14 protein-coding genes are annotated in these 14,506 nt (G+C 71.7%); 5 read left to right on the top strand and 9 right to left on the bottom strand.

The genetic code is table 11. The features are described 5' to 3' along the window. Positions 1-25: 25 nt before the first annotated feature. From ACFO6V_RS07890 to ACFO6V_RS07870, 5 genes are all read left to right on the top strand, one after another. Positions 26-856 (top strand): SDR family NAD(P)-dependent oxidoreductase, encoded by an 831-nt coding sequence (locus ACFO6V_RS07890; protein ID WP_377133963.1) that lies wholly within the window; start codon positions 26-28, stop codon positions 854-856. A 34-nt stretch (positions 857-890) separates the two neighbouring features. Beyond that, a complete protein-coding gene (locus ACFO6V_RS07885; RefSeq protein ID WP_377135190.1) occupies positions 891-1,880 on the top strand; it encodes an aldo/keto reductase in 990 nt (329 codons plus the stop codon). Between the two features lie 136 nt (positions 1,881-2,016). Beyond that, the gene (locus ACFO6V_RS07880; RefSeq protein WP_377133961.1) at positions 2,017-3,555 is read left to right on the top strand and encodes a sugar ABC transporter ATP-binding protein; all 1,539 of its coding nucleotides are present in this window, start codon (positions 2,017-2,019) and stop codon (positions 3,553-3,555) included. After that, positions 3,552-4,574: an ABC transporter permease gene (locus tag ACFO6V_RS07875; protein ID WP_377133958.1), complete on the top strand. Its 1,023-nt coding sequence runs from the start codon at positions 3,552-3,554 to the stop codon at positions 4,572-4,574. The genes ACFO6V_RS07880 and ACFO6V_RS07875 overlap by 4 nt, the downstream gene beginning before the upstream one ends. 71 nt (positions 4,575-4,645) lie before the next feature. Next, positions 4,646-5,632 carry an ABC transporter substrate-binding protein gene (locus tag ACFO6V_RS07870; protein WP_377133956.1) on the top strand — a complete coding sequence of 329 codons (987 nt, stop codon included), beginning with the start codon at positions 4,646-4,648 and terminating at the stop codon, positions 5,630-5,632. Between the two features lie 99 nt (positions 5,633-5,731). Here ACFO6V_RS07870 and ACFO6V_RS07865 read toward each other — a convergent pair whose 3' ends face one another. From ACFO6V_RS07865 to ACFO6V_RS07825, 9 genes are all read right to left on the bottom strand, one after another. Continuing rightward, a complete protein-coding gene (locus ACFO6V_RS07865) occupies positions 5,732-6,436 on the bottom strand; it encodes a FadR/GntR family transcriptional regulator (protein ID WP_377133954.1) in 705 nt (234 codons plus the stop codon). Then, on the bottom strand, positions 6,423-7,790 hold the full coding sequence (locus tag ACFO6V_RS07860) for an enolase C-terminal domain-like protein (RefSeq protein ID WP_377133951.1): 1,368 nt from the start codon (positions 7,788-7,790) through the stop codon (positions 6,423-6,425). Before ACFO6V_RS07860 ends, ACFO6V_RS07865 begins: the two co-directional genes overlap by 14 nt. A gap of 322 nt (positions 7,791-8,112) precedes the next feature. Further along, positions 8,113-9,357 carry an amidohydrolase gene (locus ACFO6V_RS07855; protein WP_377133949.1) on the bottom strand — a complete coding sequence of 415 codons (1,245 nt, stop codon included), beginning with the start codon at positions 9,355-9,357 and terminating at the stop codon, positions 8,113-8,115. 23 nt (positions 9,358-9,380) lie between these two features. After that, positions 9,381-10,100: a DUF4232 domain-containing protein gene (locus ACFO6V_RS07850; protein WP_377133947.1), complete on the bottom strand. Its 720-nt coding sequence runs from the start codon at positions 10,098-10,100 to the stop codon at positions 9,381-9,383. Positions 10,101-10,197: 97 nt separating this feature from the next. Continuing rightward, complete coding sequence (locus ACFO6V_RS07845) at positions 10,198-11,046, bottom strand: alpha/beta fold hydrolase (protein WP_377133945.1); 849 nt, start codon at positions 11,044-11,046, stop codon at positions 10,198-10,200. Between the two features lie 140 nt (positions 11,047-11,186). Further along, a complete protein-coding gene (locus tag ACFO6V_RS07840; protein WP_377133943.1) occupies positions 11,187-11,852 on the bottom strand; it encodes a DUF4097 family beta strand repeat-containing protein in 666 nt (221 codons plus the stop codon). Between the two features lie 195 nt (positions 11,853-12,047). Continuing rightward, the gene (locus tag ACFO6V_RS07835; protein WP_377133941.1) at positions 12,048-13,247 is read right to left on the bottom strand and encodes an MFS transporter; all 1,200 of its coding nucleotides are present in this window, start codon (positions 13,245-13,247) and stop codon (positions 12,048-12,050) included. Positions 13,248-13,300: 53 nt separating this feature from the next. Further along, entirely contained in the window at positions 13,301-13,693 is a 393-nt protein-coding gene (locus tag ACFO6V_RS07830) for a hypothetical protein (protein WP_377133939.1), read from the bottom strand. Positions 13,694-13,807: 114 nt separating this feature from the next. Continuing rightward, the gene (locus tag ACFO6V_RS07825) at positions 13,808-14,437 is read right to left on the bottom strand and encodes a hypothetical protein (protein ID WP_377133938.1); all 630 of its coding nucleotides are present in this window, start codon (positions 14,435-14,437) and stop codon (positions 13,808-13,810) included. Positions 14,438-14,506: the final 69 nt, after the last annotated feature.

The raw sequence follows: 14,506 nt of genomic DNA, 5'->3' as shown, positions 1-14,506 counted from the left end.
GGGCGGAGCCGGGGAAGGGTCACACATGACGGACGAGACCACAGCAGAGGCATCAGCGGGAGCCGCGCCGGGCAGCGTCGCACCGGGCAGTGCCGCGCACGGTGAGCTCGCCGGCGTCCGCGCCGTCGTCACCGGGGGCGCGTCGGGCATCGGGGCCGCGATAGTGCGCGCCATGCTCGCGCGCGGCGCGGCGGTGACGTCGATCGACCGGGTGGCCGACGGCGTCCCCGCGGGCGCCGGCGCGCAGGTCGCCGACGTGACGGACGACGCGGCGGTGCGCGCCGCCGTCGTGGCCGCGGCCGAGGCGATGGGCGGCATCGACGTCGTCGCGAACAACGCCGGGGTCGGCGCGCAGGGCACGGTCGCGGACAACGACGACGCAGAGTGGCTGCGGGTCCTGGACGTGAACGTGCTCGGGATCGTCCGCGTGACGCGCGCCGCGCTGCCGTACCTGCGCGAGTCGCCGCACGCCGCCGTCGTGAACACCTGCTCGATCGCCGCGTGGACCGGACTGCCGAACCGGGCGCTCTACTCGGCGTCCAAGGGTGCGGTGCAGTCGCTCACGCTCGCCATGGCCGCTGACCACGTCCGCGAGGGCATCCGGTTCAACTGCGTCAACCCCGGGACCGCCGACACGCCGTGGGTGAGCCGGCTGCTCGACGTCGCCGCCGACCCGGCCGCCGAGCGGGCGGCTCTGGAGGCCCGGCAGCCCTCGGGCCGGCTCGTCACCGCCGACGAGGTGGCGCACGCCGTCTGCTACCTCGCGAGCCCGTTCGCCGGCGCCACGACGGGCGCCATGCTCGCCGTGGACGGCGGATCGCACGCGCTGCGCACCCGCGCGCCCGAGCAGGGCTGAGTTGAGCACACGGTCGAGCGGAGGGCACGACACCATGGAGACGACGACGGTGCGCGACACCGGGATCCGGCTCACCACGCTCGGCCTCGGCGCCGCGCCGGCGGGCAACCTGTACCAGGCGATGACCGACGAGGACGCGCACGCGACCTTCGAGGCCGCCTGGGCCACCGGGATCCGCTACTTCGACACCGCGCCGCACTACGGGCTCGGCCTGTCGGAGCGCCGGCTCGGCGCCTTCCTGCGCACCCGGCCGCGCGACGAGCTGGTGGTGTCGACCAAGGTCGGGCGGCTGCTCGTCCCGTCGCCCGAGACCGCGCACCGCAAGGACCCGGACATCTTCGAGGTGCCCGCCGCGACCCGCCGGGTCTGGGACTTCTCGCGCGACGGGGTGCTGCGGTCGCTCGAGGCCAGCCTGGAGCGCACGGGCCTGGACCGGGTGGACGTCGTCTACCTGCACGACCCCGACGAGCACTGGGAGCAGGCCGCGCACGAGGCGCTGCCCGCACTCGTCGAGCTCCGCGACCAGGGCGTGGTCGGCGCGGTCGGCGCCGGGATGAACCAGTCCGCGATGCTCACGCGGTTCGTCCGCGAGACCGACGTCGACGTCGTCATGTGCGCCGGGCGGTTCACGCTCCTGGAGCAGGCGGCGCTGGCCGACCTGCTGCCCGCGGCGGCCGAGCGGGGCGTCGCGGTGGTGGCCGCCGCCGCGTACAACTCCGGCATCCTCGCGTACGACGCGCCGCCGTCGGACGCCACGTACGACTACGCGCCCGCGGCGGCCGGGCTGCTCGACCGGGCCCGGCGGATCGCCGCCGTCTGCGCCGAGCACGGCGTGACGCTCCCGCAGGCGGCGCTCGCCTACGTGCGCACGCACCCGGCGGTCGTGAGCACCGTCGTCGGGCTCGCGACGCCCGAGCAGGCACGGCAGGCCGGGGAGCGGGCCGCGGCGCGGGTGCCGGCGGAGCTGTGGCGGGCGCTGGCCGACGTCGGTCTGCTTCCGGAGGCGGCGGTCCCCGCGCGCTGACAGTCATCGGTCATCCGATCTATCAGAGCCAACGGGCGATGTCGCGGCACGGTTTGGTAGAGATCTGGCCGGGGATCTTGAGATGCATCGGATGTCTGCGGTATGAATGCGCTACACGGAGGCAAAGGAGCATCGCGTGTCGGACCCAGCACTTCTCCGCGCCACGGGGATCAGCAAGTCCTTCCCCGGCGTGCTTGCGCTCGACGACGTCCACCTCGACCTGCGGCCCGGTGAGGTGCTCGCGCTCGTGGGCGAGAACGGGGCGGGCAAGTCGACGCTCCTGAAGCTGCTCTCCGGCATCTACCGGCCGGACGCCGGGACGATGGAGCTCGACGGCGCGCCGATGAGCCCCGCCGGCCCACGCCAGGCGAACGAGCTCGGCATCAGCGTGATCCACCAGGAGTTCCACCTGATGCCCGACCTGACGGTCGCGCAGAACATCTTCATCGGCCGGGAACCCCGGCGGACCGGTCTCATCCGGGACGACGAGCTCGTACGCCGGGCGACCGCGCTCTTCGGACGTCTCGGCATCCCGCTCGACCCGCGGCAGCCGGTGTCGCACCTGAGCGTGGCGGGCCAGCAGATGGTCGAGATCGCCAAGGCGCTCTCGTTCGACGCCCGGGTGCTGATCATGGACGAGCCGACGGCGGCGCTCACGGAGACCGAGGTCGCGACACTGTTCCGGATAGTCCGCGACTTCGTCTCGCCGCGTACCGGAGTCATCTACGTCTCGCACCGCATGGACGAGATCAAGGAGATCTCCGACCGCATCACCGTGCTGCGCGACGGCCGCTACGTGGACACGCTGCCCACCGCGAGCACCGAGACCCGCGACGTCATCGCGGCGATGGTGGGCCGGCAGCTCGAGACGGGGGTGCGGCCGGACCCCGCGGCGGCGTCGGACGCGACAGGGCGGGAGGTGGTGCTCGCGGTGCGGGGCCTGAGCACCCGCAAGCTCCTGAAGGACGTGTCCTTCGAGCTGCACCGCGGCGAGATCCTCGGCTTCGCGGGCCTCATGGGGGCCGGGCGTACCGAGGTCGCCAGGGCGATCATCGGCGCGGACCGGTCGACCGGCGTCGTCGAGGTGCGGGGCAAGCCGGTCACGGTGCGCAACCCCGCCGACGCCGTCCGGCACGGCATCGGCTACCTCTCGGAGGACCGCAAGCGCTACGGCCTGCTCCTGGACCAGGACGTGGTGCGCAACGTGATGCTCTCCTCGCTGCCGGGCATGACCCGCGCGGGCTTCGTCCGCGACGGCGACGGGCGCCGGGCGGCCACCGAGATGGTGGACCGGCTCTCGATCCGCACGCCGTCGGTCACCCAGACGGCCAGGAACCTCTCGGGCGGCAACCAGCAGAAGGTCGTGCTGGCCAAGTGGCTCGTGCGGGACTGCGACGTGCTGATCGTCGACGAGCCGACGCGCGGGATCGACGTCGGCGCCAAGGACGAGATCTACGGCCTGCTCACGAGCCTGGCCGCGCAGGGCAAGTCGATCATCGTGATCTCGTCCGAGCTGCCCGAGGTGCTGCGGCTCGCCGACCGGATAGTCGTCATGTGCGAGGGCCGGGTCACCGGCACCCTCGCGGGCGTCGACGCGAACCAGCACGACATCATGGAGCTCGCGACGCGGTTCGGTGCCGACCGCTCGCTCGTCAAGACCGGAGACCCAGCATGACGACACCCAGCACGACTCCCAGCACCACGACGACCGGCCCGGCCCCGAAGCGTGCCACTCGGCCGATCAACAGGGTCGGCAACCGCCAGCAGCTGCAGCAGGTCCTCGCCTTCGCGGGGCTGGTGGTCATCTTCGCCTTCTTCTCGTTCGCCAGCCCGTACTTCCTCGACTGGGCGAACGTGAAGGGCATCCTGCTCGCGACGGCGGTCACGGGAATCATGGCGCTGGGCGCCACCTTCGTCATCGCGACCGGCGGCATCGACCTGTCGGTCGGCACGGGCATGACCCTGTGCTCGGTGATGACCGGCGTGTTCCTGGCGAACCTGGGCCTGCCGCTCGTCGTCGGCGTGCTGGGCGGTCTCGCGATCGGCGCGCTGATCGGCCTGCTCAACGGCCTGAACGTCTCCTACCTGCGGCTGCCGCCGTTCATCGCGACGCTGGCGATGATGATGGTCGCGCAGGGGCTCTCGCTGGTGATCTCCGGGACGAAGCCCATCTACTTCAGCGAGGTGGGCGGGTTCGACCAGCTCGCCGCCGGGGAGCTGGTCCCCGGGCTGCCCAACGCCGTCCTGATCTTCTTCGTCGCGGCCGTCATCGCCGGCGTCACGCTGAGCAAGACGCTCACCGGCCGCTACGCGCTCTCGATCGGCTCCAACGAGGAGGCGACGGCGATCTCCGGCGTCGACGTGCGGCGGTGGAAGGTGGTCATCTACACGGTCGCCGGACTGTTCACGGGTCTGGCCGGCGTCGTCATGGCCTCCCGGCTCAACTCCGCGCAGCCCGGCCTCGGCCTCGGGTACGAGCTCGAGGCGATCGCCGCCGTCGTCATCGGCGGCACCTCGCTGCGGGGCGGCAAGGCCACGATCCTCGGCACCGTGATCGGCGCGCTGATCATGGCGACGCTCACCAACGGCCTGCGGATCATGTCGATCCCGCAGGAGTGGCAGAAGGTCGCCGTCGGCATCGTGATCGTGCTCGCCGTCTACGCCGACATGCTGCGCCGCGGCAAGGAAGCCTGAACCGACCACCCGCGTGAACTGACGTGAACCGACCACCCGCGTGCACTGACCATCGAAGGAGCTGGATCAGCATGAACATCCACACCACCACGCGCAGGCGGCTCGCCGCGGCGGCCGCGGCGTCCGTCGCCGCACTGCTCGCGCTCACGGCTTGCGCCTCGGGCGGGGGCGAGGCGCCGGGGTCCGGCGACAAGCCGTACGTCGCCCTGGTCTCCAAGGGTTTCCAGCACCAGTTCTGGCAGGCGGTCAAGCAGGGGGCCGACGACGCAGCGGCCGAGCTCGACGTCGAGGTCACGTTCGAGGGACCCGAGACCGAGACCGAGGTCGAGAAGCAGCTCACCATGCTCCAGACGGCCCTCGACAAGGGCCCGGACGCGCTGGGCTTCGCGGCCCTCGACTCCGAGGCGTCCATTCCGATGATGACCGACGCCTCCTCGCGCGGGATCCCCGTCATCGCGTTCGACTCCGGCGTCGAGTCGGACGTGCCGGTGACCACGGTGTCGACCGACAACCTGGCGGCGTCGGCCGAGGCGGCCAAGCACATGGCCGAGCTGGTCGGGAGCGGCAAGATCGCCATCATCGCGCACGACCAGACGTCGCAGACCGGGCAGCAGCGCGTCGAGGGGTTCACGCAGTACATCGAGGAGAACGCCCCCGACATCGAGATAGTGGACACGCAGTACGCGGCCGGCGACCAGCTCAAGTCCGCCGACGCCGCCAAGGTGATCATGCAGGCCCACCCCGACCTCAAGGGCATCTACGGCGCCAACGAGGGCTCCGCCGTCGGCGTGGTCAAGGCGGTGCAGGAGACCGGCAAGGCGGGCGAGCTCACCGTGATCGGCTTCGACTCGGGCAAGGCGCAGATGGACGCGATCCGCGACGGGCTGATGGCCGGCGCGATCACGCAGGACCCGATCAAGATGGGTTACGAGACGGTCAAGGCCGCGGTCGCCGCGATCAACGGCGAGGAGCTGGAGCCGGTCGTCGACTCGGGCTTCTACTGGTACGACAAGACCAACATCGACGACGAGGACATCGCGGCGGTCCTCTACGAGTAGCCCTCGACTCGTCAGACCCGCGCGCACGTGTCAGACGTACAGGTCACCCGAGTGACCTGTACGTCTGACACGTGCGCGCGGCTCTGACAGGTGGGCAGGTCAGGGGAGGTCGTTCAGGCTTTCCGGTTTCGGGAGCGAGTCCTCGACGCCCAGCAGGTGGCTCGCCATGCGGATCCGCGCCGCCTCCGGGTCCCGCGCGGCGAGCGCGCGCCAGATGGCCTCGTGCTCGCCGTGCGTGCGCTCCTCGATGCCCTCGGTGTGCAGGCCGCGCCACAGCCGCGCCCGGACCGTGCGGCCCGCGAACGACTCGATGAGCGCCTCCAGCACCGGGTTGCCGGTGTGCGCCGCGATGACGCGGTGGAACGCGATGTCGATCTCGATGAACCTGTCGTGGTCCACCGACGCGCCGTGCATGATCTCCGGGACCCGGTCCAGGATCGCGCGCGCCTCGGCCACCGCGTCGTCGGTCATCCGGATGGCGGCCAGGCCCGCCGCCTCCGTCTCCAGCACGCGGCGCACGCTGTGGAAGGCGGGCATGGCGCCGTCGTCCTGCAGGTCCAGGACCATCGCCATGGGGGAGAGCAGGCGGGCGGGATCGAGGCTCGTGACGTAGGTGCCGTCGCCCTGGCGGGTATGCACGACGCCGAGGATCGACAGGGCGCGGACGCCCTCCCGGAGGGAGCCGCGGGAGACCTGGAGCGTGTCGGCCAGGTCCTTCTCGACGGGCAGCCGGTCGCCGGGCCGGAGCTGTCCGTCGAGGATCATCCTGCGGATGCCGTCGACTACCTCGTCAGTGCGGGACATGCTCGGAAGTATCGCGTACCGGAGCATCGCGCACCCAGTAGGTCCCGTGCGGGAACCTGAACCGGTCGAGGGAGTCCTCGTACATCTGCGTGGAGTAGCCCGGCAAGGACGGCAGCACGTAGGCGGTGCCCGCACCCTTGTCCGCGACGACGCACGGGTCCGTGAAGTGCTCGTGCAGGTGGTCCACGTACTCGGTCACGCGGCCCTCCAGGTCGCCGCCGATCGCCACGTAGTCGAGCACGGAGACGTGCTGCACCATCTCGCACAGGCCGACGCCGCCCGCGTGCGGGCACACCGGCACCCCGAACTTCGCCGCCAGCAGCAGCACGGCGACTATCTCGTTGATGCTGGCGAGCCGCCCGGTGTCGAGCTGGCAGTAGTCGATCGCCTCGGCCTGGAACAGCTGCTTGAACATCACGCGGTTGTGGCAGTGCTCGCCCGTCGCCACCCCGACCGGCGCGACGGCGCGGCGGACGGCCGCGTGGCCCAGGATGTCGTCGGGCGACGTCGGCTCCTCGATCCACAGCGGGTCGAACCGGGCCAGCTCGCGCATCCACTCGATCGCCTGCGGCACGTCCCAGACCTGGTTGGCGTCGATCATCAGCGCGCGGTCCGGGCCCAGCACCTCGCGCGCGATCGCCAGGCGGCGGACGTCCTCGTCGAGATCGGCGCCGACCTTGAGCTTCACGTGCTGGTACCCGGCGTCGACGGCCTCCTGGCACAGCCGCCGGAGCTTGGCGTCGCTGTAGCCGAGCCACCCGGCCGACGTCGTGTACACCGGGTATCCGGTCCGCTCCAGGTGGGCGATCCGCTCCTGTTTGGTGCCCTCGCGCTCCCGGAGGATCTTGAGTGCGTCCTCACGGGTCAGCGCGTCGGAGAGGTAGCGCAGGTCGGCGACGTCGACCAGCTCCTCCGGCGTCATGTCGACCAACACGCGCCACAGCGGCTTGCCCGCGCGGCGTGCGACCAGGTCCCAGGCCGCGTTGAGCACCGCGGCCAGCGACAGGTGCACCACGCCCTTCTCGGGCCCGAGCCAGCGCATCTGGCTGTCCGACGTCAGGTCCCGGTAGACGGCGCCCATGTCGGCGGCGAGCTCGTCGACGTCCCGGCCCACGAGCGCGGCCGCCTGCTGACGCGCGGCCTCGGCGACTATGTCGTTGCCCCGGCCGATGGTGAACGTCAGCCCGTAGCCGCCGAGCGTGCTGCCGGGGTCGCCCGGGTCCGGCGCGTCCGTCTCCAGCACGACGTAGGCGGCCGAGTAGTCGCCGTCCTTGTTCATCGCGTCGGAACCGTCGGCGGTGACCGACGTCGGGAACCGCACGTCCTCCACCCGGACCCCTGTGATCGTGGCCATGCCCGCCCTTTCCCAAACATCAGATGAACTGCCAGCAATCTACGGACGGCGGGCGCGAGGGTCAAGGCGGTGGTGGGTGGCTTGGGTGATTGGTTTGATCAATAAGCGCGCAAGGTGCGCCCAGAGCCCGCAGCGGACTGCCGACCTGGGGGACCCGGCTCTCGGCGCACCGTCGGGCTGCTGCGCGGGCGGGCCCATGAGTTCGGTCCCTTGCACGGTCGCCGAGATGACTTCGGTCGGTTGCCATGAGATCGGTCGGTTGATTGACCGATCTCATGGCAACTGACCGAAGTCGTTCACGCGCCTGAGTAGCTGACCGAAGTCAGACCAGCACCTCGCCGTCGCGCGCGACGACCCGGCCGCCCGCGACCACGAGCGCCCGGCGCGGTGCGCGGACGACGGCGTCGGGCACGTTCTCGGCGTCGACGAGCACGACGTCCGCCGGCGCGCCCACGACCAGGTCGTGCACGGCCCGCCCGACGAAGCGGCCGGCGTCCGCCGACGCGATCCGCGCAGCGGTGACCAGGTCCTCGTCGTAGCGGAAGCCGGACAGCCGCGCGAGCTGCGTGGTCAGCGCCAGCAGGTCGCCCGTGCCGTAGGGGGACCACAGGTCGCGGATGCCGTCCGTGCCGAGGCCGACCGCGACCCCGGCGTCGCGCAGCGCGTGCAGCGGCAGAGGAGCCGCGCCGATCGGCGCGACCGTCGTCATCGTGATCCCGGCCTCGCCCATCGCGGCGACCAGCTCGGCCTGGCGCGGTACAGCCAGCTGCCCGACGGCGAAGCCGTGCGCCACGTTGACCCTGCCCTGGAGGCCTGCGCGCAGCGTCCGGTCGATGATCAGCTCGATCTGGAAGGCACCGAGGTCGCCGCCGTCGTGCAGGTGGACGTCGATCCCGACGCCGCGCCGCTCCGCGATCGCGAACAGGCCGTCGAGCTGGCCGACCGGGTCGCGGTCGATCGTCGCGGGGTCGAGGCCGCCGACGTGCTCGGCCCCGGCGGCCGCCGCGGCGTCGAGCAGGTCCAGGACGCCCGGGCGGCGCAGGACGCCGTCCTGCGGGAACGCCACGACCTGCGCCGTCACCGCGCCGCCCAGCGCCGCGACCGCCTCGCGCACCACCTCGATGCCGCGGAGGCCGACGCCCAGGTCGACGTCGACGTGCGTGCGGACGGCGGTGGTGCCGGTGCGGATCGACTCCCGCAGCACGGCGAGCGTCACGTCGACGCCGGGGATGCCGAGCTCGTCGCGGTGCGCCCGCTCGTGCGCGATGCGGCCCTGCACGCCGCCCTCGCCGCCGTAGCTGACCCACGGCTTGCCCCACCACGACTTGTCGACGTGCGCGTGCGCGTTGACGAGACCGGGCAGCGCGAGCAGGCCGCGTCCGTCGATGACGCCGCCGTCGACGACGACGCCATCCGTGGGTGCGTTCGCGTCGTGCGGCACGACGGCGGTGATCACCCCGCCGGCGACGTGCAGGTCGCTGCGGGCGCCGCCCCAGGGGCGAACGTCGCGCAGGACGGTGACGGTCGTGGTGCCGTCGGCGGGAGAGTGCATGGCGGGAGAGTGCATGGAAAAACGGTAGCCGGGACCGGTCAGCTCTCCGGCTGGAAGGCCTGGACGTCGAGCAGCTCGTCGTCCGGGTTCGCGCACGCCAGGAGCGTGAGCTCGTCGTTCTGCACGAACAGCGACCGCTTCTCGCCGGGCGGGTAGACGCGGAGCCCGTCGGCGGTCGTCTGCTCGCAGCCCTCGTCGAAGTTCTGGGCGTTCGCCACGGAAAGGTTCGCGTGCGCCGAGGTCCCGGGAGCGAGCGTCACCGAGCCGTGCGGGCTCGACCGGTCGAGCGTGGCCGGCGCGCCGATCTGGGTGCCGTCCCCGTCACCGACGAACGAGACGCCAGGCCAGCCCTGCAGGACGCACGGCTCGGACGCCTCGTTCTCCAGCACTATCTCCAGCTCGTAGTGGCCGGCGGACGCCCCGCCCTCTACCGCCTCCAGGCTTCCCGCCAGGTCCGGGGTCAGGCACCGCGGGGGCGACGCCGCTCCGTCGGACGGGGCCGGCGCCGTGCTCGAGCCCGGCGTGCTCGCGTCCGGCGTCGTACCCGGGTCCGACGCCGCGCCGTCGAGGGAGGGCGACCCATCCGCCGTCGGGCCGGAGGAGGTGCTCGTGGTCGCCGACGGCGTACCCGAGCCGTCCGTGCCGGCGCTCGAGCCCTCGTTCGCGGCGGCCGAGCAACCCGCCGTCGCGAGGAGCGCCGCGACCCCCGCGGCGCCCCACACGGTCCTCCACGTAGTGCCGGTCCTTGGCTTGATCACGTCGGCCTCCCCTTTCCCCCTGCCGGGTCCGCCCCGGCAACCACGGCTCGCTGAGCAGTCTCGTCCGATGCCGGCCGAGCTACCTCTTCCGAGACTGTCAGACGGCCGAGGGTCCCGCGACGTCACGCACGGCCTCGGCAATGGCCGGCGCGTCCTTCTTCAGCAGCGCGCCGTGGTTGCTGGCGACCTTCGCGCTGACCTTGATGTTCGGGTTGCGGGCGGTCACGCCGTCCAGGCTGGTGCGGATGACTTCCTGCTCGTCGCCCTTGCTGCCCAGCGACGTGCCCGAGGCGACGACGTACCGGGTCTGGACGGCCAGGCGGTCCAGCACGGGGCCGAGCTCGCTCGTGCGGGACAGCTCGCCGAGCTCGATGTTGCTCTCGGCCTGCTGTGCGGCATTCATCCGGGGGGTGATGCCCGTGATGCGCATCGGGACCATGAACCAGCTCATCTGCTTGAACATCTTGCGGATCCGCTGCTTCATCGCCTCGTCGATCCAGTCGTACGGGAAGGCGCCGTCGACGAGCACGAGGCCGAGGGTGCGGCCCGGGTTGCGGTCGGCCCAGTGGGCGGCGACGACCGCCCCGTAGGACCAGCCGACCACCACCGCACGCTCGACGCCGCGGGCCGCCAGGATCGCGTCGACGTCCCGTACGGCGGCCTCGAACGAGTAGTCCGCCGAACGCAGCGACTTCTTGCCGCGGGCACGCTCGTCGTAGGTGATGTGCCGGAACCCCGTGCCGAGCTCGGCGATGGTCCGGCGCCAGTACCCCTGGGTGGCGAACTGGCCGTTGAGGTAGACCACCGGGATGCCGGTGCCGCCGGTGTCCGTGACGGCGAGGGCCGTGTCCTCGACCGGCACCATGCCGGTCCACTTGCCGGTCCACTTGCCGGTCCACTTGCCGGTCGACCTCGAGTCGGTGGAGGAGGTGCTGCTGCTGTTCATCTTCTTCTCCTGATCGTGTGGAACGTGGTGTCGAGCCGAGGGTCTGCTGTGCGGGGCCTTGCTGCGCGGGGGGTCTGCTGTGCGGAAGGGCTCAGGAGGCGCCGGATCAGAGGCTGTGCTGGATCAGAGGCCGTGCCGGATCAGAGGCTGTGCGCGGCGATGTCGCCCTGCATGGTCGTGGCCCGGATCTCGAGCTCCGTGGTGCCGTCGTTCTTGAGGGAGTTGCTGACCCGGCCGAGGCTGGTGCCCGCGTCGAGCGTGGCCGAGACGCCCGCGGCGGCGGCGACCGAGATGTTGCCGGACTGGGTGCTCAGCACGACCGTGCCGCGCACCGCTTCGCCGATCCGGATGTCGCCCCGCATGGTGCTGATCTCGGCGGGCCCGTTGAGCCGGCCGACCTCTACGTCGCCGTCCACGGCGCTGAGGCGGACGGCGTCGGCCTCGTCGATCTTGATGTGGCGGTATGCGCCCTCGAAGTCGACGTCGCCGAGAGTGCCGACGGCGCGGAGCTCCGTGCTGGCCGACCGTGCCTCGACCTTGGAGCCGGCGGGCAGCTGGACCGTCACCTCGACGGATCCCGAGTGGCCGACCAGCGAGTTCTTGGGCTCGGGGGTCGTGATCCGCAGGACGCCGTCGGAGTAGGCGACGGCGACCTGCTCGGCGAGCCGGACGTCGCGGCTCTTGCCGGAGTCGGCGGGCAGCACCTCGACGGTGGTGTCCGCACGGTCGGCGGCGATGAGCTGGACGCGTCCGGCGGGGAGGTCCAGGACGACGGAGATCGCGGCGGGGGTGTCGAAGTTCTGCATGATGTTCTGCTCCTGTGCTCGGTGGTTCGCGGTGTTTCTGATATCGCAAACGCTACGTTGCTTTCCAGAATCGGGCAACAACATCGTTGCACCGACCAGGCATCAGGGCAGGTCAGGGGGTATAAAATGTTGCAACGGTCCAGAAGATAACGCAATGCGCGGTGATCCACGCGTTGCAATATGGGGAAGTGAACGCTACCCGCGGCGCTTGCGGTCGGCCTTGCCCGTCCAGTGGCCCACCCAGACCGCACCCAGCAGCGCCAGCGTGCCGATGACCACCGGCGCGGCGGCCAGGGGTGCGATCGCGGCCACCGCGGACACGAGCAGCGGCCCGCCGGTGTTGCCGATGTCCCCGCACAGCCGCCAGCCGCCGAGGAACTGCGCGCGGCCCTCCTGCGGCGCGGCGTCGGCGCCGAGGGTCATCACGATCCCCGAGCCGAGCCCGTTGCCGGCCGCGATGATCGCCATCACCAGGCCGACGCCGAGCGCTGAGTCGGTGAGCGGCAGCAGCAGGCAGCCGATGCCGACGGCGACGACCACCGGTATCGCGACCACCTGCCGGCCGCGTGTGTCGAGCAGCCAGCCGCCCGGCAGGGTCAGTGCGATGTCGATGGTCGCCGCCACCGCGAAGAGCAGGGAGACCACCGCGGCGGAGATGTGGATGTGATCGGCCCAGAGTGGCAGCAGGCCCGTGCGGACCGAACGCGAGGCGCCGATGATGATGACCGCCACGCCGAGGGTGAGCAGCGTGCGCCGGTGCTCCCACAACACCGAGCGCACGGACAGCGGGGCGACGCCGCGCGTCACCCGGCCGAAGTCCGGCATGCGGGTGACGATCAGCGCCGAGGCGAGGGCCGCGCACACCGCGAGCAGGAACACCGAGCGCACCCCGAACACGTGGATCAGCAGGGCCCCCAGCAGCGGGCCGATCAGGGCGCCGAGGCGCATCGACCCGCCCAGCAGCGCCATCGCGCGCGCCCGGTGGCTGATCGGCACGGCGTCGATCAGGAATCCCTGCCGGGCCTGCAGGAAGGTCGTCCAGCTCATGCCGCTGACGAAGACGCACAGGCACAGCAGCCAGACCGAGGGCACGAGGAAGGCGGCAAGCATCGCCGCCGCGTCCACGAGCCCCGCCATCACGAGAGTGCGGCGCTCGCCGAGGCGAGCCACCAGCGCACCCGACGGAAGGGAGTTGGCGAGCTGCCCGATCCCCAGGAGGGCGACCACGAACGCGGCCACCGCGGTGGTCGCGCCGAGGTTGCTCGCGTGGATCACCAGCACCGGCATGACGGCGCCGTGGCCGACCGAGCTGACCACCGACGGCAGGTACGCCACGACGGCGATGTCGCGGAAGCGGAAGTCCGGATCGTCCCCTGGGTCGCCCGTGCTCGTCACACGGGCATCCTGTCAGATAGTTAGCCGCGGCAACGACCTGGTCCGCAGGATGGTCAGTGCGGGTTCGCCGTGCGGATCGCGTCGGCGACCACCCTGCGGGCGTCGTCGCCCCGCAGCAGCTCCTCGCCGCGGAAGAGCAGCACCACCCCCTTGCCGTCGTGGAAGATGCCGCGCGCCGCGAGGCCGGCTCGTTCCCACAGGAGCGCCAGCTCGGCGCCGAGCCGGGCGATCGCCCCGTCGGTCGGCCGGTCCGTGTCGAACGTCCACTTCCCCAGCGGTACGCCCGCCACCCCGGCGATCGTCCACGCGAGCCCGCTGGTCAGCGGGTAGGTGGAGCCGAGGACTGGTGTGTACGCCCGGACGAAGACTTCGGCGGCGAGCTCCGCACGATCCATCGCGAGCAGCGCGGCGAGCTCTGGTGCGGGTCCTGCGGCAGGTTTGGGCACGCGGGCACGCTAGCGGCGCCGGGTTGCCGTCCGGTGAACGGCTGCCCGGCTGTGCCGCTAGCCGGGTCTTTCGCTGCCTGGCCGTGTCGCTGTCCGACGGCGCTGCCGCCGTCGTCAGGCCATCTCGGGTACGTGGAGGTGTGCGAACGCGATCTCCATCTCCTCGACGTTGTCGACGGTGGCGCCCAGCTCCGCTATGACTCGTTCGCGGATGCCGGTGGTGGCCTCGCGGCTGGCCTCCAGCGCCTCGCGGCTGTCGTAGGCCACGGTGCCGACGACCCGGCCGGTCTCCCGGTCGACCATCAGGCTGGCGCTGCAGAAGCCGTCGAACTCCTGGATCTGCGGCACGATGACCATCCGGAACATGTCGATGGCGTTGTCGACCATGTGCAGGTCGCCGCCGCTCAGCCAGGTGAGGCGAGCGCAGGCGCCTTCGGGTGTGGCGTGGTCACGGTGGACGACGGCGACCTCCCACTCGTGGACGTACCGTCCGGAGGTGCTGCCCAGCGCCCGTTCGGCGCGGTCGCGCAGCGGGCGCACGGCCGCGGCGCTCTCCTGCATCGCGTCCTCGGACGACCACGCCGTCGTGGTGATGCAGCGGCCGCTCTGCCGGTCGACCAGCATCGACATCCCGACACAGCCGTCCATCGCGGAGACCGCCGGGAAGATCTCCTCACGAACGAGGCTCAGCCCGGCGTCGATCTCGGCGGGCTCGCCCTGGATCTCGGTACTGCGGATGTACATGGCGGACTCCCTGTGCTCGTCAGCAGCGTCCGGACGGCGCTGCCGTCCCTTCTCACGTTGCGCCGACCG

The organism is Promicromonospora alba, from assembly GCF_042654905.1.
GTDB lineage: Bacteria > Actinomycetota > Actinomycetes > Actinomycetales > Cellulomonadaceae > Promicromonospora > Promicromonospora alba.
This window is presented reverse-complemented; position numbering and strand designations above follow the sequence as displayed.

Bases quoted from the DNA above. Each gene is read 5' to 3' on its own strand.
- ACFO6V_RS07865 (WP_377133954.1), bottom strand. From the start codon at position 6,436: ATGTCCCGCACTGACGAGGTAGTCGACGGCATCCGCAGGATGATCCTC.
- ACFO6V_RS07870 (WP_377133956.1), top strand. From the start codon at position 4,646: ATGAACATCCACACCACCACGCGCAGGCGGCTCGCCGCGGCGGCCGCG.
- ACFO6V_RS07840 (WP_377133943.1), bottom strand. From the start codon at position 11,852: ATGCAGAACTTCGACACCCCCGCCGCGATCTCCGTCGTCCTGGACCTC.
- ACFO6V_RS07890 (WP_377133963.1), top strand. From the start codon at position 26: ATGACGGACGAGACCACAGCAGAGGCATCAGCGGGAGCCGCGCCGGGC.
- ACFO6V_RS07885 (WP_377135190.1), top strand. From the start codon at position 891: ATGGAGACGACGACGGTGCGCGACACCGGGATCCGGCTCACCACGCTC.
- ACFO6V_RS07855 (WP_377133949.1), bottom strand. From the start codon at position 9,357: ATGCACTCTCCCGCCATGCACTCTCCCGCCGACGGCACCACGACCGTC.
- ACFO6V_RS07845 (WP_377133945.1), bottom strand. From the start codon at position 11,046: ATGAACAGCAGCAGCACCTCCTCCACCGACTCGAGGTCGACCGGCAAG.
- ACFO6V_RS07875 (WP_377133958.1), top strand. From the start codon at position 3,552: ATGACGACACCCAGCACGACTCCCAGCACCACGACGACCGGCCCGGCC.
- ACFO6V_RS07825 (WP_377133938.1), bottom strand. From the start codon at position 14,437: ATGTACATCCGCAGTACCGAGATCCAGGGCGAGCCCGCCGAGATCGAC.
- ACFO6V_RS07860 (WP_377133951.1), bottom strand. From the start codon at position 7,790: ATGGCCACGATCACAGGGGTCCGGGTGGAGGACGTGCGGTTCCCGACG.